Source organism: Streptomyces sp. WM4235, assembly GCF_001279725.1.
Classification (GTDB): domain Bacteria; phylum Actinomycetota; class Actinomycetes; order Streptomycetales; family Streptomycetaceae; genus Streptomyces.
Genome location: NZ_LGDE01000426.1, coordinates 1 through 21,077, shown reverse-complemented (window position 1 = coordinate 21,077; position 21,077 = coordinate 1). Strand labels below are relative to the sequence as shown.

Genomic DNA, 21,077 nt, shown 5'->3' with positions numbered 1-21,077 from the left:
CGTCTGCTGACGGCGGACCTCCTGCAAACGGAGGTCCGCCGTCACGCGTTTCGGCCAGGGCCCGTCGGGCGACCGCGTCGAGTGGACGGCCGGCGTCCGTGCGATCCCGCTTCGAAATGCTGTGTGGGCCCTTGGGTGCTGGTGGGAGGGGCGGGCTGCCGGGAGGATCGTGCCATGGGCGTGAGCGCGTTGAAGTGGCAGGGCTGGCTGGTCGGTCTGGTGGTGCTGGCCGGGATGTTGGTGTTCGCTCCGCTGGGCCTGTACGTGTGGGCCAGCGGCGAGGGGCCGGCCGAGCCGCCGGAGGTCCCGCCGGGGGCGGCGGTGGACGACGTGCGGGTCACCTCGTGCCGCGTCGATCCGGTCGGCCGCAGGGTGGTGGCCGGGGTCGACGTCACGGGCCGGGTCCCGGGCGTGAGCGCGTACCTGGTCACGGTGGAGTTCCGCGAGAGCGCCGAGCCGGAGCCGGGCGGTCGTGCGGCCCAGGCGCTGGCCAGGATTCCCGGGGTGGCGCGGGGGGCGACGGAACACGCCGAGGTGGTGGGCCCGGTGTGGCCGGCGGCGAAGGTGCCGTGGTGCGGGGTGGCGGGGGCGGAGTTCGGCCCCACGCCCTCGGCGGGCACGCCGTGAGCGGTCCGCCCCGAACCCCGGCGCTCCGAGCGCCCGGGTGCACGGCACCGGGTCTCGACACGCGGGTGCGCGGCACCGGGTCGGATCGTCCGGGTGCGTCGCACCCGGTCTGATCGCGCCCCGCGCCGGTACATGGCACCCGGTCCGGAGCCTCCGCGGCCCCGGACCGGGGCCGTCAGTGGGCGCCGGCCAGGTCCGCGTCGGCGGAGCGCAGGGCGGCGGCGTGCGCGTCCATCCGCTCGGCGGCGAGGATCGCGGCGGTGGTGTCGGCGCGGGACGCGGCGACGAGCAGGGCGCGGGCGGCGAGGTCGTGCGCCCGCTGGTGGAGCGCGGCGGTGTTGTCCGCCCGCGGCCGGCGCAGTCGGGCGGGTCGGGCGCCGCGCAGCCGGGTGACCTGTTCGGCGATCCGGTCGCCGGCCTCGTCGAGCCCGAGGTCGTCGGTGACGGCGAGCAACGCCGAGAGGTGCCCGGCGAGCTGGATGTCCAGCGCTTCGCCGCGGCTGCTGTGCGGGTAGTCGCGGCCGCCGTCCATACGGTGGACGACCGACTTGGTGCGGATCGGCTCGTACATGAGGAGGCCTCCTGCGTGGTCAGGAAGCCATCCTACATTGGATTGGTTCTAAAGTTGTGCTTGATCCGGTCGATCGGTGGGATCCGGCCGGCCCTCCCGCTCCTACGGCTGGCTGTAGCCGTCGAGGAAGGTGCCGATCCGCGTCACCGCGTCCGCCAGGTCCTTGGCGTTCGGCAGCGTCACGATGCGGAAGTGGTCGGGCTCCGGCCAGTTGAAGCCCGTACCGTGCACCACCATGATCTTCTCGGATCGCAGCAGGTCGAGGACCATCTGCCGGTCGTCCTTGATCTTGTAGACCGACGGGTCCAACCGCGGGAAGAGGTACAGGGCGCCCTTGGGCTTCACGCAGGTGATGCCGGGGATCTGCGTCAGCAGGTCGTACGCGGTGTCGCGCTGCTCCAGCAGCCGTCCGCCGGGCAGGACCAGGTCGACGATCGACTGCCGGCCACCCAGGGCGGTGGCGACGGCGTGCTGCGAGGGCATGTTGGCGCACAGTCGCATGTTCGCCAGGATCGTCAGGCCCTCGATGTACGACGAGGCGTGCTGCTTGGGGCCGCAGACCGCCATCCAGCCGGCCCGGTAGCCGGCGACGCGGTAGTTCTTGGAGAGCCCGTTGAAGGTCAGGGTCAGCAGGTCCGGCGCGATGGCGGCGGTGTTCGTGTGCGTGGCGCCGTCGAACAGGATCCGGTCGTAGATCTCGTCCGAGCAGACGACGAGGTTGTGGCGACGCGCGATGTCCGTGAGGCCGCGCAGCATCTCGTCGTCGTAGACGGCGCCGGTGGGGTTGTTCGGGTTGATGATCACGAGCGCGCGGGTGCGGTCGGTGATCTTCCGCTCGATGTCCGCGAGGTCCGGCATCCAGTCGGCCTGCTCGTCGCAGCGGTAGTGGACGGCGGTGCCGCCGGCCAGGCTGACCGAGGCGGTCCAGAGCGGGTAGTCCGGTGCGGGGACCAGTACCTCGTCGCCGTCGTCGAGCAGCGCCTGCATCGACATCTGGATCAGCTCGGAGACGCCGTTGCCGAGGTAGACGTCCTCGACGTCCAGCTCGATGCCCTTGGTCTGGTAGTGCTGCACGACCGCGCGCCGCGCGGAGAGCAGTCCCTTCGCGTCCCCGTAGCCGTGGGCGTTGCCCAGGTTGCGGAGCATGTCCTCAAGGATCTCCGGCGGGCAGTCGAAGCCGAAGGCCGCGGGGTTGCCGGTGTTGAGCTTGAGGATGCGATGACCTGCCGCTTCGAGCCGCATGGCCTCTTCGAGCACGGGCCCGCGGATCTCGTAGCAGACATTGGCGAGTTTCGTTGACTGGATCACCTGCATGACGGGAGCTTACGGGGCCCGCCGCGGACCCGCTTCGAATTGCGCACCACGAAGAGGGGGAGGATTTGCCCCATTACGCGCGATGCGTGGGTGGCGGCGCGGTCCCTCCTTGGAAACGCGGGTCAGGCGCCGGTCCCGCCCTGCGGAACGGGTGTGTGCGCAGGGCGGTGACGATCGTGTTGCGCTCGTCACCTCGGGGGACGGGCGGGGGCGGCGGCCCCGCCCGCGCGGCACGCCCGGTCCACCCGGTAGGTCGCCTGGGTGAAGCCCCCGCCGAGAGCCTTCGCCGAGTCGAGCGTCAGGTCCACGTCCGCGTGCAGGGGGCCGAAGAGCGGGATGCCGGAGCCCAGCAGGACCGGGGCGGTGGTGAGGGTGAGTTCGTCCAGGAGGCCCTCGCGCAGGAAGGTCTGGACGACGAGCCCGCCGTCCACGTAGACGTTCTTCGCGCCCTGTGCGGTCAGGGTGGCCAGCAGGTCGTCCAGGGTGCGGTGGACGGTGATGCGCGGGTCGTCCGTGGTCAGGGTGGTGCTGAGGACGGCCACGCGCTTGCCCTCGTACGGCCAGAAGCCGAAGGTCAGCACCTTCTCGTAGGTCTTGCGGCCCATGGCGAGGGTGTCGATGCCGGCCATGAACTCCTCGAAGCCCGAGTCCCCGGCCTCCTCGCCGCGGCTGGTGAGCCACTCGATGTCGCCGTCGGGGCGGGCGATGAAGCCGTCCAGGCTGACGCCGATGGTGACGGCGGTGCGGAAGGTGCGGGTGGCGGTGCTCAAGACGGGTCCCCTCGCTTGGTTCGGTGTGGTTCCAGGGCGGCCGACAGGGCCGCGCGTTGGCGCCCCGCCAACGTGCCCTCGTGGTCGACGGCCCACAGCAGCCCCGCCCCCGTGACGGCCGCCTGTACGGCCGCCGCGAGCGCGGTGGTGTCGGTGTCCGGGCGCAGCTCGCCGGCGGCCGCGGCGCGGGTCAGCAGCGTGTGGCAGGCCTCGTGGTGGGCCCGCTGGGCGGCCAGGGCGTGCAGACGGAACTCCGGGTCGGTCAGGTCGGTGCACAGGGCCGCCAGGTGGTTCGCGTACGCCTCCGGGCCGGCCATCGGGCTCCAGGCCGCGGCGATCAGCGCGTCCAGGGCGTCCAGGGGCGAGGCGTGTTCCCGTACCGTCCGCTCGCGCAGCTCCGCGACGCCGCGCACGCCGTACTCGCAGAGGGCGAGCAGGAGTCCGCGCTTGGATCCGAAGCGCTGGACGAGCGTGCCGGGCACCAACCCGACCTCGCGCGCCACGGCGGCCAGCGTCAGCTTGGCCGGCCCCGTCCGTCCCATCACGTCGACGGCGGCGCGCAGGATCGTCGCGTCGTCCACGCCCCTCGGTCGTCCTGCCATCGTTCGCTCGATTCATTAATGAATGACTGTTCATTCATTAATGCAGGCGCAGGCGTTCGAGCACAAGGGGGCGGGCGCACAACCTCTGGCCACAGGCGAGGACGGGGCCATCCGTCCACTGACGCGGGCGCCGCCCGACGCGTCGCGAACGTGTCGGGACGGGTGGCGGCGCCCGGTCGGGAGGCGCGCGCTACGGGAGGTAGCGTTCCAGCGCCGCCGGACCCTCCTTTTCGATCATCTGACGCGCCTTTTCGAGCCGCTCCGGAGTCGGCTCCTGGCCGCGCGCCATCACAAGGTCCTCAGGGTCGAACGGACGCTCCGCCCCGGTGTAGAGGTGGGCCGGTCGGCTGGGCCGCTGGTCCGATTCACTGTCCATCGCGTACCTCCTCCAGTGCCCCCTGGCCCCCATCGTGCGGCGACATCCCCATGAACGCACGTCGGCCCGTTCCGGGCCCCGAAACCGGCCGCCCCGGCCCCGACTAGCCGGCCAGCAGCGTCAGCAGGACCCCGAAGGCGAACAGGGTGCCGCAGACCGTCAGGTTGACCCCCTTGTGCTCCACGAACACCGCGACGAACTCGCGGATCGTGGCGCTCGGCCAGAAGTACGCGGCCGTCGGGGAGCCCAGCACCTGGCCGTTCACCCCGACCTTGCGGGCCATCATGGCCGCGCGGAAGGCGTGGAAGTTGTTGGTGACCACCACACAGCGGTAGTCCGCCTTCCCCTCTTCCATGATGGTCCTGCTGAAGGTGAGGTTCTCCTCCGTCGTGCGGGAGCGGTTCTCCAGGACGACGTGGTCCGCCGGCACGCCCTCCGCGATCAGCCAGTCGGCCATCGCCCGGGCCTCCGCGACCTTCTCGTTCGACCCCTTGCCCCCCGAGGGAAGCAGCAGCGGGGCCGTGCCGCCGCGGGCGCACTGGGCCACGTAGATCCGCATGCCCTTGCGCAGCCGGGAGGCCAACAGCGGGGGGACCCGGTCCCCGCAGATCAGGCCGGAGCCGAGCATCACCACGTAGTCGACGTCGCCGCGCACCCGGATCCGCCCGTAGAGGTAGGCGTAGGCGAGGAAGCAGACGAAGAGGAACGAGACGTAGACCGCGATCATGATGACCATGGCGGTCATCCCGGCGACCTTCGTCGAGCCGCTCGCCATCGCGACGACCGCCAGCGCGAGTACCGCGAAGATCGCCAGACCGGCGAGCAGGGACAGCAGGTTGCCCGGGCTGCGGCCTTCCTTGCGGACCATGGTCACCCCGTTGGCGACGAGGAAGCAGGCGAGGGCCACGACCCCGACGGCCGGCACCAGGAACACCGCGACCGCGACGATCCTGGCGAGCGTGTCGGGGAGGTGCGTGAGTTGGAAGAGCAGGGCCATCGCCAGGCTGATGAAGGTGAGGCCCAGGAGGACCGCGTTGCGAAATCGCCGCCGGTCCTCCCGCACACTCGCACAGAAGAAGACAAACAGGAGGGCTGCGGGGGCGAAGGCGAGCATGCCGCACATCGTAAGCGGCTCAATTGAACCGTCAGCGGCCGGAATACGGCGTCCGTCGTACCGAACGCCCGGCCAGGACGTCGGTCCTGCGACCGTCCCGCATCACGAAACGCCCGTCGATCAGGACGTACGGGATCCCGGTCGGCAGCACCCGCGGACGCGCGTACGTGGACCCGGCCGCGACCGTGTCCGGATCGAAGAGGACCAGGTCCGCCCGGTACCCGACCCGCACCAGCCCCCGGTCGGGCAGCCGGAGCCGGGCCGCCGGCCGGCCCGCGAGGTGCGCCACGCACTCCTCCAGGGTGAGCACCCCCAGCTCGCGCACGTAGTGCCCCAGGTAGTGGGGGAAGGTGCCGTACGCCCTGGGGTGCGGCTTCGCGCCGCGCAGGATGCCGTCCGAGCCGCCGGTGTGGGCGGGGTGCAGCATGATCGCGCGGACGTTCTCCTCGTGCCCCACGTGCTGGAGGATCGTCGGCCGCAGCCGGTCCCCCAGCAACAGCCGCCGGGCCGCGTCCCAACCGGTCAGGCGCGTGCCGACGTACGCGTCGAACGCCGGATCGCCGACACCCGAGACCTCGATCGTCGACCAGTCCACCGGAACCCCGTGGCAGCCGTCCGCACCCTCCACCTCCAGCGCGTACCGGATCCGCTCGGCCTCGGCGTCGTCCGCGAGCCGGGCGAGGACCGCCTCGGGGCCGCCCGCGCCGGCCCGACTCGGGAGCAGGGCGACGAGGGTCGTACAGCCGGCGGTGTACGGGTAACTGTCGAGGGTGACGTCGCAGCCGTCGGCCAGCGCCGCGTCGAGGAGGTCCAGCAGCTCCCCGGCTCGGCCCTCGTTCTCGTCGAAGTTCATGGTGGCGTGCGCGAGGTGCAGGGCGCAGCCGGCCCCGCGGGCCAGTTCGACCATCTCGGCGTAGGCGGCGAGCGCCCCGCGCCCGTACGAGCGGTGGTGCGGGCAGTAGTAGCCGCCGTACGAGGCCACCACCGCGCACAGCTCCGCCAGTTCGGCGCCGGACGCGTACATGCCGGGGGTGTAGGTCAGCCCGGAGGACATCCCGACGGCGCCCTGCGCGAGGCCGTCGGCGACGAGCGCGCGCATCCGGTCGAGTTCGGCGGGGGTCGCGGGACGGTCGTCCCAGCCGAGCACCGTCGCGCGCACGGTGCCCTGGGGCACGAGGTAGGCGGCGTTGACCGCGACGCCCCCGTCGAGGCGGTCCAGGTAGCCGCCGACGTCGTGCCAGTCGAAGTCGACGTCGTCGCCCGGGCCGTTCCATCCGGCGATGGCCGCCCGCACCTCGGTGCGGGTGCGGTCGTCGACGGGTGCGTAGGACAGGCCGTCCTGGCCGAGCACCTCCAGGGTCACGCCCTGGGCGACCTTCGCGCCGTGGTCCGGGTCGCGGAGCAGCGCGAGGTCGCTGTGGGCGTGCATGTCGACGAACCCGGGGGCGAGGGCCAGGCCGTGCGCGTCGAGGGTCTCGCGGCCGGCGCCGAGCCTCCCGATCGCGGCGACGCGGCCCTCGTGCACGCCCACGTCCGCGAGGTACGAGGGCCCGCCCGTGCCGTCGACGACGCGGGCCCCCCGGATGACGAGGTCCACGGTTAGAAGAAGGTGCGCACGTAGTCGGTGACGGTGCCGTCGGCCTCCACGACCGGGATCAGCGGCCACTTCTCGAAGATGGTGCACGGGTGCGACATGCCGAGGGCCACCCAGTCGCCGACCCGGACGTCCTCGGCGGAGTCCGTCTCCAACCAGGCGTGCTGATCGGACAGTTTGACGACCCGGACGCCGTTGGCCGGGCGCTCGGTCCCGTCGAGGGCGTCGCGCACCAGTTCCGCCTCCGGCAGCCCGAGGTCGTAGGCGACGTCGCGCTTGCCCGCGTTGACGAAGGCCTGGGTGGGGGAGGGCCGGGAGACCACCTGGGCCCACAGGCGGAACGCGGGCCGCAGCCCGCCCTCCTCCGGGATCCGGTTGAAGGGGGTGAGGCGGGTGTACCAGCCGTGGTCGTGCGAGACGTACGCGCCGGAGCGCAGCAGCTTCAGGACGGGCCGCGACAGCTCCGGGATCGCGGCGAAGACGTCCGCGACGGCGTCGAACCAGGCGGAGCCGCCGGCGCTGACGACGATCTCCTCGACGTCCGGGGCGAACCGGCCCGCCTTGTCGAACTCGACCGCGAGGCCGGTGAGCCGGCGCAGGTAGGCGTGGACGCGTTCGGGGTCGGCGTCCGGGACCTCCGCCTCGTAGCCGGCGACGCCGACGAGGCGCAGCGTGTCGGTCTGCGCGACGGCGTCCGCGACGGCGCGGCAGTCCTCGTCGGTGCGGGCGCCGGTCCGGGCCCCCTCGCCGGCGCCGAGCTCCACGACCACGTCGACGACGGCCGGCCGGCCGCGCAGGGCGCGGTCCATCAACTGGACGCCGCGTACGGAGTCGACGTAGCAGACGAACCGGAACTCGGGATCGGCGGCGAGCTCGTCGGCCACCCAGGCCAGGGCCGCGGGGTCGACCAGCTCGTTGGCGAGGAAGATCCGCCCGATGCCGAAAGCGCGGTAGACGCGGGCCTGGTGGGGCACGGCGGCGGTGATGCCCCAGGCCCCGTGGTCCAACTGGCGTTGGAACAACTGGGGGGCCATGCAGGTCTTGCCGTGCGGGGCGAAGGCCAGGTGGTGACGCTCGGCGTAGGTCTCCAGCGCCGCCAGGTTGTGGGCGAGGGCCTCGGCGTCGAGGGTGAGGACGGGGGTGGTGAATCCGCCGGTGTGCAGGTTCCGGCGTTCGGCCGCGAGCTGCCCGACGGTGAGGGAGGCGCGTTCGGCGTCCGGGGGGAGACCCTTGAACCGGTGGTCGACCGGCTCGTCGGCCAGACGTCGGACTGCTTCGCTGCCCATGCGGAATCCTCTCGCGTTGCGTGTGACGCAACGTGCGTTGCGGGTGGTGCCTGTGGCTGTCTAACATCCCGGATGACGACGGGTCAACGGTGTCGGTTCCGTTCCCCTTCCGTTCCCCGCCGCGGGAGCCCGCGACGGCGGCCCGCTGCGAGAGGACACGGCGTGAGCCAATCGGTGGAGCGGGCCCTGCGGATCCTCCCCGCGCTGGCCCGGGGCCCCGCCGGCCTCGGCGAGGTCGCCGAGGACCTCGGCGTGCACAAGAGCACCGCCCTGCGACTGCTGCGGACCCTGCACGAACAGGGCTTCGTGTACCGGCAGCAGGACGGCCGCTACCGGCTCGGCGCCCGCATCTTCGCCCTCGCGGCCGAGGCCATCGAGAACCTCGACATCCGCGGGATCGCCCACCCGCACCTGGTCGAGCTCAACCGGCTCACCGGCCACACCGTGCACCTCGCCCTCCACCAGGACGACGAGGTCGTGTACGTCGACAAGGTCGACAGCCGCTACCCGGTGCGCATGTACTCCCGCATCGGCAGGCCCGTCCCGCTCACCGTCGCCGCCGTCGCCAAGCTCCTCCTCGCCGACCTGCCCGAGGCCGAACGCCGGGCGCTGGCCGACCGGATCGACTACCCGGCCTACACCGCCCGCTCCACCCCGGACGCCCAGGCCTTCCTGCGCGAGCTGGACCTCGTGCGGGAACAGGGCTGGGCCACCGACTTCGGCGGTCACGAGGAGTCCGTCAACTGCGTCGGCGCGCCCGTGCGCGGGCCGGACGGGCGGGTCGTCGCCGCCATGTCGGTCTCCGCGCCCACCGTGGTGGTCGGCGCCGACGCGCTGCTCGAACTGCTGCCCCTGGTGCGCCGCAGCGCCGACACGATCAGCCGGGAGTACTCGGGCGCCGCCCGGGACCCGGACCAGGACGCCGACCAAGGCCCAGTACAGGAACCCGCACAGGAACCCGTACAGGAACCCGCACAGGAGGACACGCCGTGACCGACAAGATCGCCATCACCCCCGACACCCACACCACCCCGCCCGCGAGGTTCTCGCACGGCGTGCGCAAGGGGAACCTGCTCCAGGTCGCCGGCCAGGTCGGCTTCCTCCCGCACGTCGAGGGACAGCCGCCGACCCCCGCCGGGCCCACCCTGCGCGCCCAGACCCTCCGGACGCTGGAGAACGTCCGTTCCGTGCTGGAGGCCGGCGGTGCGACCTGGGACGACGTGATGATGATCCGCGTCTACCTGACCGACACGGACCACTTCGGCGAGATGAACGCGCTCTACAACGCCTACTTCGAGGAGCAGGGCCTGAAGCAGGCCCCGGCCGCCCGCACCACCGTGTACGTGGGCCTGCCCGCAGGGCTGCTGATCGAGATCGACGCGCTGGCCGTCCTCGGCTGACGCGGGCCGCCGCGGGGGCCCGCGCGCGGCCGAAGCGCGGGAGGGGCGCGGGAGGGGCGCCCCCCTGGCGGTGGGGCGCCCCCGTCGGGGTGGAGCGGCGGTCAGGTCACTGCGTGCAGTACTGCGCTTCCTTGCCGATCGAGCGGTACATGCAGTCCGCGTTCTCCAGGAGCTGGAGCACGGCGTCCTTGTTGCGCGCCGTCTCCCGGTCGATCACCTCGTCGGGCGGGTAGAAGCCGCCGCCGCCCCCGGACTCGGACGGGTACATCTCGAAGGTGTAGGAGAAGATCCGCTGGTTGCCCCACAGCCAGTCGTCGATCGTCCCGTCGGTGATGTACAGGTCGCTCGACTGCTCCGGCGTGTAGCCGTTGCTGTTGGCCATGCTCGTGCCGATCTTCTTGTACACCGCCAGGTCGTCCGCGTTCAGACCGGGCGCGGTGTCGTTGTACGTCCACCCGAACGGCCACAGCACCAGCTCGCTGTAGGTGTGGAAGTCGATGGCGGCCTTGATCTGCTGCTTGCCGCCCACGATCCGGCTGCGGACGAAGTCGGAGACCACCTTGACCTCGGGCGCGGAGGACGCGGCGGCCCCGCGGTAGGTCTCGGAGCTCTTGCTGCCGCTGGAACCGCCGCAGCAGCCCCACTTGTAGTCCCAGTTGCGGTTCAGGTCGGTGCCCACGTACGAGGAGCCGGAGTTCGGCTGCCGGTTCTTGCGCCAGGAGCGGTAGGAACCGGTGGCGATGTCGTACTCGCCGCCGTCCGGGTTGAGGTCGGGGATGATCCAGATCTCGCGGCCGTTGACGGCGTTGGTGACGCGGGAATCGGTGCCGTACTTGGAGCCGAACTCCTTGAGCAGGTACAGGGCCATCTCGACCGTGAGGTGCTCACGGGCGTGCTGGTGGTGGGTGAAGAGGACCTCGGGTTCGGCCTCGTCGGTCGCGACGTTGTCACTGATCTTGATCGCGATCAGGTCCCGGCCCTGGTAGGACTTCCCGATGACCTTCTTGCTCATGATCCCGGGGTACTGGGCGATGCGCTGGTCGATCTCCGCGTTCGCCTCGGCGTAGTTGTGGTACTTCGAGTCGGCGGACGGGAAGTCCATCGGGCTCGCCGCGACGCCGCGCTCGGAGCGGTCCGGCGGCCCCGGCAGCGCGGTGAGTCTGTAGCCGAGGGCGCGCAGGCTCTTGGCCTGCATCGGGTCGGCGCTGACGACCACCGAGCGGGCGTCCACTTCGTCGATGGAGGCGCCCGTGCGGAGCAGGGCGGTGCGCTCGACGGCCGTGGACGGCCCCTGGATCTCGTACTGGACGATCGCCTCGTCCTGGGTCGCGGTCGACGGGGTGGGTGGGGTGGACGCCGTCGCGCTCAGGCCGTAGGCGGGTGCGCCGAGGGCGAGCGCCAGCAGGGCCGCCGTGACGGCGGCCCTTCGGCGGGTGTGGAGCCGCATGCGTTCTCCTGGGTGGGGAGGTGGGGGTGCCGTGCGGACGCGCACAGCGTGCTCTCATGGCATGTCCGGGTCAAGAATTCGAAACCGGCCAATGTGACCGCGGTCACGGCCACCCCCACCCCTACCGCCTACGGCAGGCTGTGGACCTTCGGACCCACCACGTTCGACCAGGTGCCACCCGCCTTGGCGTCCCAGTTGGTCGACCAGGTCATCGCGCCGCGCAGCCCCGGGTAGGTCTTCGACGGCTTGAACGAACCGCAGTTCGTGCCCCGGGCCAGGCAGTCCAGGGCGTTGTTCACGATGGTCGGGGAGACGTAGCCGCTGCCCGCGCCGCTCGGGGACGCCGGCACGCCGATGCCCACCTGAGAGGGGGCGAGGCCGCCTTCGAGCTGGATGCAGGCCAGCGCGGTCAGGAAGTCCACCGAGCCCTGGGAGTAGACCTTGCCGTCACAGCCGTTCATCGCGCCGCTGTTGTAGTACTGCATGTTGACGACGGTCAGGATGTCCTTGATGTTCAGCGCCGTCTTGAAATAGCCGCCCTGCGTGGACTGCATGTCGATCGTCTGCGGGGCCATGGTGAGGACGAGCGAGGGGCCCGCCTTCGCCGACAGCGAGCGCAGCGCCTGCGTCATGTACGTCGGGTTGAGGCCGTTCTCCAGGTCGATGTCGATCCCGCTGAAGCCGTACTCCCGCATCAGCGCCCAGGCGGAGTTGGCGAGGTTGTCGGCGGACGCGGAGTCGTTGACCGAGATGGTGCCCTTCTCGCCGCCGATGGACAGGATGACCGACTTGCCGGCCGCCTTCTTCGCGGCGATGTCCGCCTTGAACTGCGGCACCGTGTAGCCGCCGAGGCCCGCCGAGTCGAGGTTGAAGGAGATGCCGCCGGGCGTGGTCGTGGCGTCGGCGAAGGAGACGGCGATGATGTCGTACTGCGCCGAGACGTCCGAGAGCTTCTGGACGGTCGCCCCGTTGTTGAAGTTCTGCCAGTAGCCGGTCAGGGCGTGCTTGGGAACGCCCGGATTCGGGTTGCCGCCGCCGCCCGTGGTGGTGCTCGTCACCGCGGCGGACCTGGGCCCCTCGCCGGCCGCGTTGTACGCGCTCACCTGGAAGGAGTACGAGGTCGAGGCGGCCAGGCCCGAGATCTGCGCGGAGGCCGAGGAGACCGTCTGGACGCGGACGCCGTCCTGGTAGACGTGGTAGCCGGTGGCGCTGCCCACCGCGTTCCACGAAAGAGTGAGGGCGTTCGCGCTCTGGCCGGAAACGGCGGCCCCGGCGGGGGCGCCCGGGACGCTCGGGCCGGGATCGGTGCCGCCGCCCCCGTCCGGGCCGAAGACGCTGAACTCGTCGACGAGGAAGCCCGGCTGGCCGTACCAGCCGTGCGTGTAGACGGTCACCCGGGTGGTGTTGGGGCCGGTGGAGAAGGTGGTCGACAGCTTCTGCCAACCGCCGCCCGTGCCGGGGGTCCAGGTGGACACGTCCTGGGTGCCGGTCCCGGTCGCGCCGAGGTACACGTACGAGCCCTGCACCTGCGTGCTCAGCGTGTACGTGGAATTCGGCTTGACCGTGACGGTCTGGCTGCACCGGGCGTTGTCCGAGCCCGCCGGGGTGGCCTTCAGGGCGCCGGCCCCGGCGAAGACGGGGGAGGACACGACGGCGCCGCCGCCGCCGGTGCAGGACCAGTCGGACAGGCCGGACTCGAAGCCTCCGTTCCGGGCGACGTTGACGTCGGCGGCTTGCGCCGTACCGGCGGTGAGGGCGGTCAGACCTCCGGCGGCGAGGGTGGCGGCGCCCAACAGGGCGAGGGAGCGTATGCGGTTCACGAAGGCTCCGGTGGGGGGAGAAGGGGATGTGAAAGGCGTGACAGGGGCAAGTGGGGTACCCCGCAGCCAAGTTGGTCCAGACCAATCCCGGTGTCAAGGGTCTTGGCAATGTGGCTTGAAATGACCTCTACGTCACCCGTGTGCCGATCCCCGATGTCCGGATTTCTCGCCACCTGCGCCCTCTGCTCCCGCGCACGGGAATCCGCAAGGCCCTGCCCTGCCAGGGAGGACGCGGATATGGTGCTGAGGCAAGGGGGAGCTGCGCGGATCGTTTGCCGTCGCGCAGTCGTGCGCGTACGTGGGGACTGCGTGACGGGGGTGGGAACGCCCGTGACGTACAGGGTGAACGGGGGGATTCGCGTGCCGACCGCCATTGCTGTCACCAGTGCCGATCTGGTGCTGCCGGCCCCCGACCGCCACACCCCGACCGCCGCCGTCCTGCGCCCGCCCGACCAGGTCGACCTCGACGGAGCCCTCGCCGAGACCGCCGCCCTCCTGGAGCGACACGGCCACCTCGTGGTCGTCGTACCGCCCTGGCTGCCGCTCGCCACCATCCGCCGGCTGCACACCGTACGGGCCATTCTCGAAACCGACCGGATCGCGCTCCTCGACGTCGATCTGCCGCCCCTGGGAACGGCCCTGCTGGTGCGTCAGCTCCGCCAGCTCAGCGTCTGCGACTTCAGCCCCGGGGTGCTGGCCTCCGCGGCCCGCCTGCTGCCGCACTACATCTACGCGGGCGCCCTGCTCGGCAGCGTCGCCAAACTGGACCGGGTGCCGGTCGGCCTCAAGGCGCACGCCAGGTCCTGGTCACCGAGCGCCCAGTTCGCCGTACTCGCCCACCCCACCCCGCACCTGGCCAGGCTGGGCACCTCCGGGTCCTCGGGCGCCCACAGTGCGGGCGGCGCCGCCGCGGGACTCCCCGCCGGCCCCGGCTTCGCGACCCACCTCACCTTCGCCCGCGGCCAACTCGCCTCCGACTGGGTGACCGCCGAACTGGCCCCCGCCTGGCAGGTGCAGGGCGTCATGGAGAACCCGCTGCCCGCCGACTCGCCCGTCTGGTGGGCCACGTCGAAGCTCGTCGAGTTCGGCGCCGCCATCCCGGACGTGGCCGTCCTCTACCAACTGGTCGCCTCCGTGCGCCGGGAGCAATGCCGATGGTGCGGCTTCGAACTCATCGGCGACCGCTGCGGCTTCTGCTCCGCCCCGCTGACGGCCCCACCGCCCACGGCCGCGACATCCCGATCCAGACCCTGACCACCGGCCCGAACGAACGAAGAACGGCGAGGTAGTACGGCCCATGAACTCACGCCAGCGCCGCGGCGTCATCCTGCTCCTCCTGTCGATCCTGTGCGCCCTCGCGGCGTTCGCCGGGGTGCTCGTGGTGATCGGCGACGTCAACTCCAAGGTCGGGGCCGAGGTCGTCGCCTACCGCGTGAAGGGCGACATCGCGCCGTACAGCGCGCTCACGGCCGGCCAGTTCGAGCAGGTCACGGTCCCCAAACGGTGGCTGTCCGAGACGGCCGTCACCGACCTCGGCGGACTCGGGAACAAGATCGCGCTCACCACGCTCAAGAAGGGCTCGCTGCTCCAGAGCGACATGTACGTCGACAAACCGCAGCTCCAGCCCGGTGAGCAGGAGATCGCCATCATGATCGACGCCGCCACCGGCGTGGCCGGCAAGATCACCTCCGGCGCCAAGGTCAACATCATCGCCACCTTCAAGGGCGCCAAGGAGACCGACCCCTCGCGCTCCGTGATCATCGTCGCCAACGCCCGCGTCCTGGGCGTCGGCAAGCTCACCGCCCTCGACAAGGACAGCGACCGCAAGGGCCCCGCCGAGGCCGTCCCGATCACCTTCGCCCTGAACACCAAGGACACCCAGCGCGTCGCGTACGCCGAATCCTTCGCGGAACACGTCCGGCTGGCCCTGGTGGCCCCCGGCACCGATTCGGCGCCCAGCCCCAGCGACCGCACGTACACCCTCGACGGGGACAAGTGAGGCCCGGATGACCACCCGAATCCTCCCCGCGTCCGGCGACCCGGACGCCGCCCGCGCCATCACCACCCTCCTCGGCCAGCTCCCGGACACCGAGCCGGCCACCCCGGTCCCCGATTCCACCGCCCTCCTCGACACCCTCGCCCGGCTGGCCGCCGAATCCCTCGACGACCTGCCCGAGGTGGTGCTGGTCCACGAGCGGATCGGCCCGCTGCCCGCGCTGGAACTCATTCGCGAGGTCGCCCTCCGCTTCCCCGCCGTGGGCGTGGTCCTGGTGTCCTCCGACGCCGCACCCGGGTTCTTCGCCGCCGCCATGGACTCCGGCGCCCGCGGCCTGATCGTGCTCCCCCTCGCCTACGAGGAACTCGCCGCGCGCGTCCAGGCCGCCGCCCAGTGGGCCGTCGGCGTACGCCGCCACCTGGGCCGCGGCCCGGACCTGCCCGCCGGACCCGGCGGCCGGGTGGTCACCGTCGCCGGCGCCAAGGGCGGGGTCGGCACCACCTTCACGGCCGTCCAGTTCGCCCTCGCCGCGGCCGCCTCCGGACGACGTACCGCCCTGGTGGACATGGACCTCCAGGGCGGGGACGTGGGCTCGTACCTCGACGTGCAGTTCCGCCGCTCCATCGCCGACCTCGCCGGGATCCAGGACATCTCGCCCCGGGTCCTCCAGGACGCCGTGTACGACGACCGGACCGGACTCGCGCTGCTGCTGGCCCCCGCCGACGGCGAACGCGGCGAGGAGGTCGACGAACGCGCCGCCCGACACGTCGTGACCGCCCTGCGAGGCCGCTACGAACTCGTCGTCATCGACTGCGGCACCCAGGTGACCGGCGCCAACGCGGCAGCGGTGGAAATGGCCGACATCGCCGTGCTCGTCACCACCCCGGACGTGGTCTCCGTCCGCGCGGCGAAACGGCTGGTCCGCATGTGGGAACGCCTCCAGGTCCGCAAGGCCGAGGACACCACCATGGTCGTCAACCGCTGGAGCAAGCACACCGAGATCCAACCCGCCCTCATCGAGAAGATCACCAAGACCCGGCCCACCCGCACCCCCGTCCCGGCCGCCTTCAAGGAACTCCAGGCGGTCGTCGACGCGGGCCGCGTCCAGGACCTCGACAACCGCTCCACCGTGAAACAGGCCCTGTGGACCCTGGCCGGCGAACTCGGCCTGCTCACCGCCCCCACCACCGCGGCATCGGCCGACGGCGCCGTCCCGCCGCCGCGCTCCGCCGAACTGGCGGTCCGGCCGTCCGGGCCCCTGGCCCGGCTGCGGCGCGGCCGGGAGGGCTGACCGGTGCCCGCGCGGAGACGGGGAGGGGTTAGGTCGTGGGGTCAGGTACGGGAGGCCCACCGGGACCGGGGCCAGGTGGCCGTCGAGTTCGTCGGGATGGTCCCGTTGATCCTGCTGCTCGTGGCGGCGGTGTGGGAGTGCGTGCTGATCGGGTACGCGTTCTCGCTGGCCGGCAACGCGGCGGACGAGGCGGCCCGGGTCGGGGCGGTGCACGGCCGCGACGCCTGCGTGGCAGCGGCCGGCAAGTACATCGGGGGCGCCTGGAACATGACCGCGGAATGCGGGAAGGCCGGTGACATCTACAAGGCCACCGTCTACCTCAACGTCCCCGTGTTCTTCCCCGGCCTCGACATCGGCGTCCCCATCACGGGCGAGGGCGGCTCCGCGCTGGAGAAGGAGGACTGACGTGAACCGGCACCCTGATCCGCACTCCGATCCGCACCCCGATTCGCGCCGTGACCACGGCCGTGACCTTGGCCGATACCGTGGCCGTGACCGGGGTCAAGTGGCCCTGGAGTACATCGGGTTCATACCGATCCTGCTCTTCGTCGCACTGTGCGGCATCCAGCTGGGCTGGGTCGCCTACGTCCACCAGCAGGCGGAGACCGCCGCCCGCACCGCCGCCCGCGTCGAGGCCCGTAAACCGGGCGCCGGAGCGGCCGCGGGCGCGGCGGCGGTGAAGCCGAGCCTGGGCGCCAAGGTGGTCGTGGCCACGACCACCGACGCCGTCACCGCGACCGCGACCATCACGATCAACTCCATCGTGCCCGGGCTCCCCATCGACCCGGCCACCGCCACCGCCACCATGCCCAACGACGACCCGAAGGTGACCGGACCATGAGCCTGCGTTCCCGGGTCAACACCCCCGACGACCGCCACAGCCACGGCGACGACGGCCGACTGGTCTCCTCGTACCGCGCCAAGCTGCTGGAGGAGATCGACCTCGCCGAGATGTCCGCGCTCGCGCCCACCGAGCGCCGGGCCCGTCTGGAACGCGTACTCGGCCACATCATCAGCCGCGAGGGGCCCGTCCTCTCCACCGTCGAACGTGCCCAACTGATCCGCCGCGTCGTCGACGAGGCCCTCGGCCTCGGCGTCCTCGAACCGCTCCTCGAAGACCCCTCGATCTCCGAGATCATGGTCAACGGACCCGACCAGATCTTCGTCGAACGCGCCGGCCGGGTGGAGCAACTGCCCCTGCGCTTCGCCTCGCACGAACAGCTCATGCAGACCATCGAGCGCATCGTCTCCACCGTCAACCGGCGCGTGGACGAGGCCAATCCGATGGTCGACGCCCGCCTGCCCAGCGGGGAGCGCGTCAACGTCATCATCCCGCCGCTCTCCCTCACCGGCGCCACCCTCACCATCCGCCGCTTCCCCCGCGCGTTCACCCTGCACGAGATGATCAGCCTCGGTTCGCTGGACGAACAGATGCTCATGCTCCTGTCGGGCCTGATCCAGGCCAAGATGAACGTGATCGTCTCCGGCGCCACCGGCACCGGCAAGACCACCCTCCTCAACGCCCTCTCCGGCCTGATCCCGGAGGGCGAACGCATCATCACCATCGAGGACTCGGCCGAACTCCAACTCCAACAGGCCCACGTGATCCGCCTCGAATCCCGCCCCCCGAACGTCGAGGGCAGCGGCCGGATCACCATCCGCGACCTGGTACGCAACTCCCTGCGCATGCGCCCCGACCGCATCATCGTCGGCGAGGTCCGCGGCGGCGAGACCCTCGACATGCTCCAGGCCATGTCCACCGGCCACGACGGCTCCCTCGCCACCGTGCACGCCAACAGCTCCGAGGACGCCCTGATGCGCCTCCAGACCCTGGCGTCCATGTCGGAGGTGGAGATCCCCTTCGAGGCGCTCCAGGACCAGATCAACAGCGCCGTCAACGTCGTCGTCCAACTGACCCGCTTCGGCGACGGCTCGCGCCGCATCACGGAGATCTCCATCCTCGACTCGCACGGCCGCGAACCGTTCCGCATCACCACCGTGTGCCGGTTCGCGGCCCAGCCGATGGGCCCGGACGGCCGCGTCCACGGCCACTTCGAGTACTACCCGCTGCCCCGCCGGATCGCGGACCGCCTCTACATGAACAACCAGCCGATTCCCCAGGCCTTCGGGGTCGCCATGTCGGACGATCAACTGGCCACCCGGACCGCACGGACCACTCGGACCACTCGGACCATCCTGTGAACACAACCGTCTCCCTCACCCTCGGCGCCACCCTGCTGGCCGGCCTCCTCGTGGTCTGGGGCGTACACGCCTACTCCGCCGGCCGCGCCCAGCGCGCCGCCCTGATCGAGCGCCTCGCCGCGAGCGGCGCCCCCGAGTCCCAGGGGCGCGGACGCCGCTTCCGGGAGATCGACCGGCGGCTGCGCCGCACCCGACTGGGCCGGCGCATCGAGATCAAACTGGCGACCACCGGCCTGGACCTCACCCCGGGCGAGTTCTTCGTCTACATGCTGCTGTCCGTGGCCGGGGTTTGGCTGGTCTTCGCGTCGTTCCTCGCCCCGTTCTTCGGACCGGTGGCCGCACTGATCGCGCTCTGGTCCGCCAACGCCTTCCTCAACTGGCAGCGGTCCCGCCGCACGGAGCGGTTCATCAACCAGCTCCCCGACCTGGCCCGCATCCTCGCCAACGCCACACAGGCGGGCCTGGCACTGCGTACCGCCATCGGCATCGCCGCCGAGGAACTGGAGGCCCCGGCCGGGGAGGAACTCGCCCGGGTCGCCGACCGGCTCGCCATCGGGCACTCCATCGAGGAGTCCCTGGGCGAGCTGACCGAGCGCCTGCCCTCGCGGGAACTGGTCGTCCTCGTCTCCACCCTGGTCCTGTCGGCCCGCGCCGGCGGCGCCATCGTGGGCAGCCTGCGCAACCTCACGGTGACGCTGGAACAGCGCAAGGAGACGCGGCGGGAGATCCGCACCCAGCTGTCGCAGGTGACCGTGACCGCGTACCTGGTGCCGGCCATCGGGCTGGGCTCCCTGCTGCTGGTGGACATGATGATGCCGGGCGCGCTGGACCGGATGACGGGGGCGTTCATCGGGCAGACCGCCGTCCTCGTCGCGCTGGGCCTCTTCGCCCTCGGCTTCGTCCTCATCCGGCGCCTGTCGAAGATCGACGTGTGAGGGGCAGCGACCGATGACCGCACTCCTTCTCGCCCTGGCCCTCGGCCTGTCCGTCTTCGGCGCCCTGTACGGGCTGCGCCTCTACCGCGCCGACGTCAAACTCCCCAGCGACCTCGCCCTGGCCCTGGAAGTCGGCGCCACCCGCACCACCGCCGTCGGCTCGCTCGTCGACCGCCTCGGCATCCGCTGGGCCCCGCTCGTCCTGCGCCTGATGGGCCAGGACCGCGTCGCCCGCAAGCGCCGCCAGATCGACATGGCCGGCAACCCGGCCGGCCTGACCATCGACCGCTACGCGGCCCGCCGGGCCGTGTACGCCGTCCTGGGCGGGCTCGGCGCCTTCTCCCTGTTGATCAACGACCAGTTCGTACCGGCGCTGCTGATGGTCGCGTTCGGGCTGTTCTGGATCGAGGTCGGCCTGTGGTCCGCGATCCGCGTGCGACGCGACCACATCGAACGCACCCTGCCCGACTTCCTGGACGTCCTCGCCGTCGTGGTGAGCGCCGGGCTCGGCTTCCGGCAGGCACTGGAACGGGTGGCGGACAAGTACGAAGGCCCGTGGTCCGACGAGATCCGCATCACCCTCCAACAGATGGACATGGGCGTCAGCCGCCGCCAGGCCTTCGACGAACTGCGCCGACGCAACGACTCCGAGCAGGTCGCCCAGTTCGTGACCGCCCTCCAGCAGGGCGAGGAACTCGGCTCCCCGATCGTCGAGACCCTGATCGCCATCGCCGAGGACATGCGCCGCACGGACGCCCAGAACGCCCGCCGCCGCGCCGCCCGCGCCGTCCCGAAAGCCACCTTCTCCGTCACCATGTTCATGCTGCCGGGCACGCTGATCCTGCTCGTCTGCGGATTCGTGTACGGGGCGAACATCGACTTCGGCGCGATGTTCGGAGGCGGCTGAGCCATGCCCTCTCCCCTGAGCCCGCCCCTTCCTCCGGACCCGTCGGGCGCACTGCGGGCGAACGCGCTGCGGGCGAACGTACTGCTGACGAACGCGCTGTGGGCGTCCGCGCGGCGCGTCCTCGTGCTCCGGCTCGCCCTGATCGCCGTGGGCGCCCCGGCCGCACTGGAACGGTCGGCGCCCGGCGGCCCCACCCACCTGACGGCCGGCGCCCTCCTGCTCACCTTCACGCTGTCGTACGCCGCGTTCCGCGCGGGGGAGCGCCTCGGACCGCTCGTCCCGCGCCACCGGGCGCTGCTCGCCTGGGACATGGCGCTCGTCGCCCCGCTGCTCGTCGTCGCCGGCCCCGCGCTCCCGCTCGGCCTCGTCTGCCTCTGCACCCCGCTGCTCGCCGGACTCCTCCACGACCGCCGCGGCGCGGCCGGGTACGCGGTCGCACAGGCGGCACTGGTCGCGGCGCTGACGGCGGCGAAGGGCGGTCTGCCCTCCCTCGCGCTGCCCGCCCACACCCTGCCCTCCCTCGCGCTGCCCGCTCTCTGCCTGCTCGCGGGGGCGGCGGGGGCCTGCCTGCGGGACCTCCTCACCCGCTTCGACGAGGCGAGCCGGACCCGCGCCGAGACCGCCGCCCGCCTTGCCGCGACCCAGGCCGCCCGCACCGAACGCGACCGCCTGGCACGCGAGATGCACGACTCCGTCTCCAAGACCCTGCACGGCCTGGCCCTGGCGGCGGACGCCCTGTCCCGCACCGCCGACCCGGCCGCGGTCCACCACCAGGCGCGCACGGTGGCCGAGGCCGCCCGCCGCGCCGCGGCCGAGTCCAGGCAC

General features: G+C 71.8%; 22 protein-coding genes. 12 read left to right on the top strand and 10 right to left on the bottom strand.

The window, feature by feature from the left end:
• Positions 1-174: 174 nt before the first annotated feature.
• On the top strand, positions 175-627 hold the full coding sequence (locus ADK55_RS38780) for a hypothetical protein (RefSeq protein WP_053682157.1): 453 nt from the start codon (positions 175-177) through the stop codon (positions 625-627).
• A 175-nt stretch (positions 628-802) separates the two neighbouring features.
• On the opposite strand, the gene ADK55_RS25600 is transcribed toward ADK55_RS38780, so the two are convergent.
• From ADK55_RS25600 to ADK55_RS25565, 8 genes are all read right to left on the bottom strand, one after another.
• Positions 803-1,198: a hypothetical protein gene (locus ADK55_RS25600; protein WP_053682156.1), complete on the bottom strand. Its 396-nt coding sequence runs from the start codon at positions 1,196-1,198 to the stop codon at positions 803-805.
• Between the two features lie 102 nt (positions 1,199-1,300).
• The gene (locus tag ADK55_RS25595) at positions 1,301-2,512 is read right to left on the bottom strand and encodes a pyridoxal phosphate-dependent aminotransferase (RefSeq protein WP_053682155.1); all 1,212 of its coding nucleotides are present in this window, start codon (positions 2,510-2,512) and stop codon (positions 1,301-1,303) included.
• 188 nt (positions 2,513-2,700) lie between these two features.
• Positions 2,701-3,282 carry a dihydrofolate reductase family protein gene (locus ADK55_RS25590; protein ID WP_053682154.1) on the bottom strand — a complete coding sequence of 194 codons (582 nt, stop codon included), beginning with the start codon at positions 3,280-3,282 and terminating at the stop codon, positions 2,701-2,703.
• Positions 3,279-3,863 (bottom strand): TetR/AcrR family transcriptional regulator, encoded by a 585-nt coding sequence (locus ADK55_RS25585; protein WP_234350236.1) that lies wholly within the window; start codon positions 3,861-3,863, stop codon positions 3,279-3,281. Before ADK55_RS25585 ends, ADK55_RS25590 begins: the two co-directional genes overlap by 4 nt.
• Positions 3,864-4,074: 211 nt before the next feature.
• Positions 4,075-4,260 carry a hypothetical protein gene (locus tag ADK55_RS25580; protein ID WP_053682191.1) on the bottom strand — a complete coding sequence of 62 codons (186 nt, stop codon included), beginning with the start codon at positions 4,258-4,260 and terminating at the stop codon, positions 4,075-4,077.
• Between the two features lie 103 nt (positions 4,261-4,363).
• Positions 4,364-5,374, bottom strand: a complete 1,011-nt coding sequence (locus ADK55_RS25575; RefSeq protein ID WP_053682152.1) for a YdcF family protein — start codon at positions 5,372-5,374, stop codon at positions 4,364-4,366.
• A 31-nt stretch (positions 5,375-5,405) separates the two neighbouring features.
• Positions 5,406-6,971 (bottom strand): N-acyl-D-amino-acid deacylase family protein, encoded by a 1,566-nt coding sequence (locus ADK55_RS25570; RefSeq protein WP_053682151.1) that lies wholly within the window; start codon positions 6,969-6,971, stop codon positions 5,406-5,408.
• Positions 6,972-6,973: 2 nt separating this feature from the next.
• Positions 6,974-8,254: an amino acid deaminase gene (locus tag ADK55_RS25565; RefSeq protein WP_053682150.1), complete on the bottom strand. Its 1,281-nt coding sequence runs from the start codon at positions 8,252-8,254 to the stop codon at positions 6,974-6,976.
• A 162-nt stretch (positions 8,255-8,416) separates the two neighbouring features.
• On the opposite strand from ADK55_RS25565, the gene ADK55_RS25560 reads away from it, so the two are divergent.
• Positions 8,417-9,247 (top strand): IclR family transcriptional regulator, encoded by an 831-nt coding sequence (locus ADK55_RS25560; protein WP_053682149.1) that lies wholly within the window; start codon positions 8,417-8,419, stop codon positions 9,245-9,247.
• The gene (locus ADK55_RS25555; protein ID WP_053682148.1) at positions 9,244-9,654 is read left to right on the top strand and encodes a RidA family protein; all 411 of its coding nucleotides are present in this window, start codon (positions 9,244-9,246) and stop codon (positions 9,652-9,654) included. Before ADK55_RS25560 ends, ADK55_RS25555 begins: the two co-directional genes overlap by 4 nt.
• Before the next feature lie 106 nt (positions 9,655-9,760).
• Here the strand turns inward: ADK55_RS25555 and ADK55_RS25550 are convergent, their stop codons facing one another.
• Positions 9,761-11,101 carry a M14 family metallopeptidase gene (locus ADK55_RS25550; RefSeq protein WP_053682147.1) on the bottom strand — a complete coding sequence of 447 codons (1,341 nt, stop codon included), beginning with the start codon at positions 11,099-11,101 and terminating at the stop codon, positions 9,761-9,763.
• 128 nt (positions 11,102-11,229) lie between these two features.
• A complete protein-coding gene (locus ADK55_RS25545; RefSeq protein ID WP_053682146.1) occupies positions 11,230-12,921 on the bottom strand; it encodes a chitinase in 1,692 nt (563 codons plus the stop codon).
• A gap of 360 nt (positions 12,922-13,281) precedes the next feature.
• Here ADK55_RS25545 and ADK55_RS25540 point away from each other — a divergent pair, with 360 nt between their 5' ends.
• The 9 genes from ADK55_RS25540 to ADK55_RS25505 form a co-directional block, all read left to right on the top strand.
• Positions 13,282-14,175 carry a hypothetical protein gene (locus ADK55_RS25540; RefSeq protein WP_199826625.1) on the top strand — a complete coding sequence of 298 codons (894 nt, stop codon included), beginning with the start codon at positions 13,282-13,284 and terminating at the stop codon, positions 14,173-14,175.
• A 43-nt stretch (positions 14,176-14,218) separates the two neighbouring features.
• Positions 14,219-14,920, top strand: a complete 702-nt coding sequence (gene cpaB / locus ADK55_RS25535) for a Flp pilus assembly protein CpaB (RefSeq protein WP_053682145.1) — start codon at positions 14,219-14,221, stop codon at positions 14,918-14,920.
• 7 nt (positions 14,921-14,927) lie between these two features.
• On the top strand, positions 14,928-16,208 hold the full coding sequence (locus ADK55_RS25530; protein ID WP_078999399.1) for an AAA family ATPase: 1,281 nt from the start codon (positions 14,928-14,930) through the stop codon (positions 16,206-16,208).
• A gap of 75 nt (positions 16,209-16,283) precedes the next feature.
• On the top strand, positions 16,284-16,613 hold the full coding sequence (locus ADK55_RS36800; protein WP_234350235.1) for a TadE/TadG family type IV pilus assembly protein: 330 nt from the start codon (positions 16,284-16,286) through the stop codon (positions 16,611-16,613).
• Between the two features lie 100 nt (positions 16,614-16,713).
• Complete coding sequence (locus ADK55_RS25525; protein WP_053682144.1) at positions 16,714-17,049, top strand: TadE/TadG family type IV pilus assembly protein; 336 nt, start codon at positions 16,714-16,716, stop codon at positions 17,047-17,049.
• Positions 17,046-18,410, top strand: a complete 1,365-nt coding sequence (locus ADK55_RS25520; RefSeq protein ID WP_053682143.1) for a CpaF family protein — start codon at positions 17,046-17,048, stop codon at positions 18,408-18,410. The genes ADK55_RS25525 and ADK55_RS25520 overlap by 4 nt, the downstream gene beginning before the upstream one ends.
• Positions 18,407-19,345, top strand: coding sequence for a type II secretion system F family protein (locus ADK55_RS25515; protein WP_053682142.1), 939 nt, complete (start codon positions 18,407-18,409; stop codon positions 19,343-19,345). Before ADK55_RS25520 ends, ADK55_RS25515 begins: the two co-directional genes overlap by 4 nt.
• A 13-nt stretch (positions 19,346-19,358) precedes the next feature.
• On the top strand, positions 19,359-20,252 hold the full coding sequence (locus ADK55_RS25510) for a DUF5936 domain-containing protein (RefSeq protein WP_053682141.1): 894 nt from the start codon (positions 19,359-19,361) through the stop codon (positions 20,250-20,252).
• Positions 20,253-20,255: 3 nt separating this feature from the next.
• Positions 20,256-21,077: histidine kinase (locus tag ADK55_RS25505; RefSeq protein ID WP_199826624.1), on the top strand; the 822-nt coding region annotated here is incomplete at its 3' end.

Coding starts and splice junctions, on each gene's coding strand:
- ADK55_RS25580 (WP_053682191.1), bottom strand. CDS start 4,260: ATGGACAGTGAATCGGACCAGCGGCCCAGCCGACCGGCCCACCTCTAC.
- ADK55_RS25575 (WP_053682152.1), bottom strand. CDS start 5,374: ATGCTCGCCTTCGCCCCCGCAGCCCTCCTGTTTGTCTTCTTCTGTGCG.
- cpaB (WP_053682145.1), top strand. CDS start 14,219: ATGAACTCACGCCAGCGCCGCGGCGTCATCCTGCTCCTCCTGTCGATC.
- ADK55_RS25530 (WP_078999399.1), top strand. CDS start 14,928: ATGACCACCCGAATCCTCCCCGCGTCCGGCGACCCGGACGCCGCCCGC.
- ADK55_RS38780 (WP_053682157.1), top strand. CDS start 175: ATGGGCGTGAGCGCGTTGAAGTGGCAGGGCTGGCTGGTCGGTCTGGTG.
- ADK55_RS25550 (WP_053682147.1), bottom strand. CDS start 11,101: ATGCGGCTCCACACCCGCCGAAGGGCCGCCGTCACGGCGGCCCTGCTG.
- ADK55_RS25520 (WP_053682143.1), top strand. CDS start 17,046: ATGAGCCTGCGTTCCCGGGTCAACACCCCCGACGACCGCCACAGCCAC.
- ADK55_RS25510 (WP_053682141.1), top strand. CDS start 19,359: ATGACCGCACTCCTTCTCGCCCTGGCCCTCGGCCTGTCCGTCTTCGGC.
- ADK55_RS25600 (WP_053682156.1), bottom strand. CDS start 1,198: ATGTACGAGCCGATCCGCACCAAGTCGGTCGTCCACCGTATGGACGGC.
- ADK55_RS25565 (WP_053682150.1), bottom strand. CDS start 8,254: ATGGGCAGCGAAGCAGTCCGACGTCTGGCCGACGAGCCGGTCGACCAC.
- ADK55_RS25595 (WP_053682155.1), bottom strand. CDS start 2,512: ATGCAGGTGATCCAGTCAACGAAACTCGCCAATGTCTGCTACGAGATC.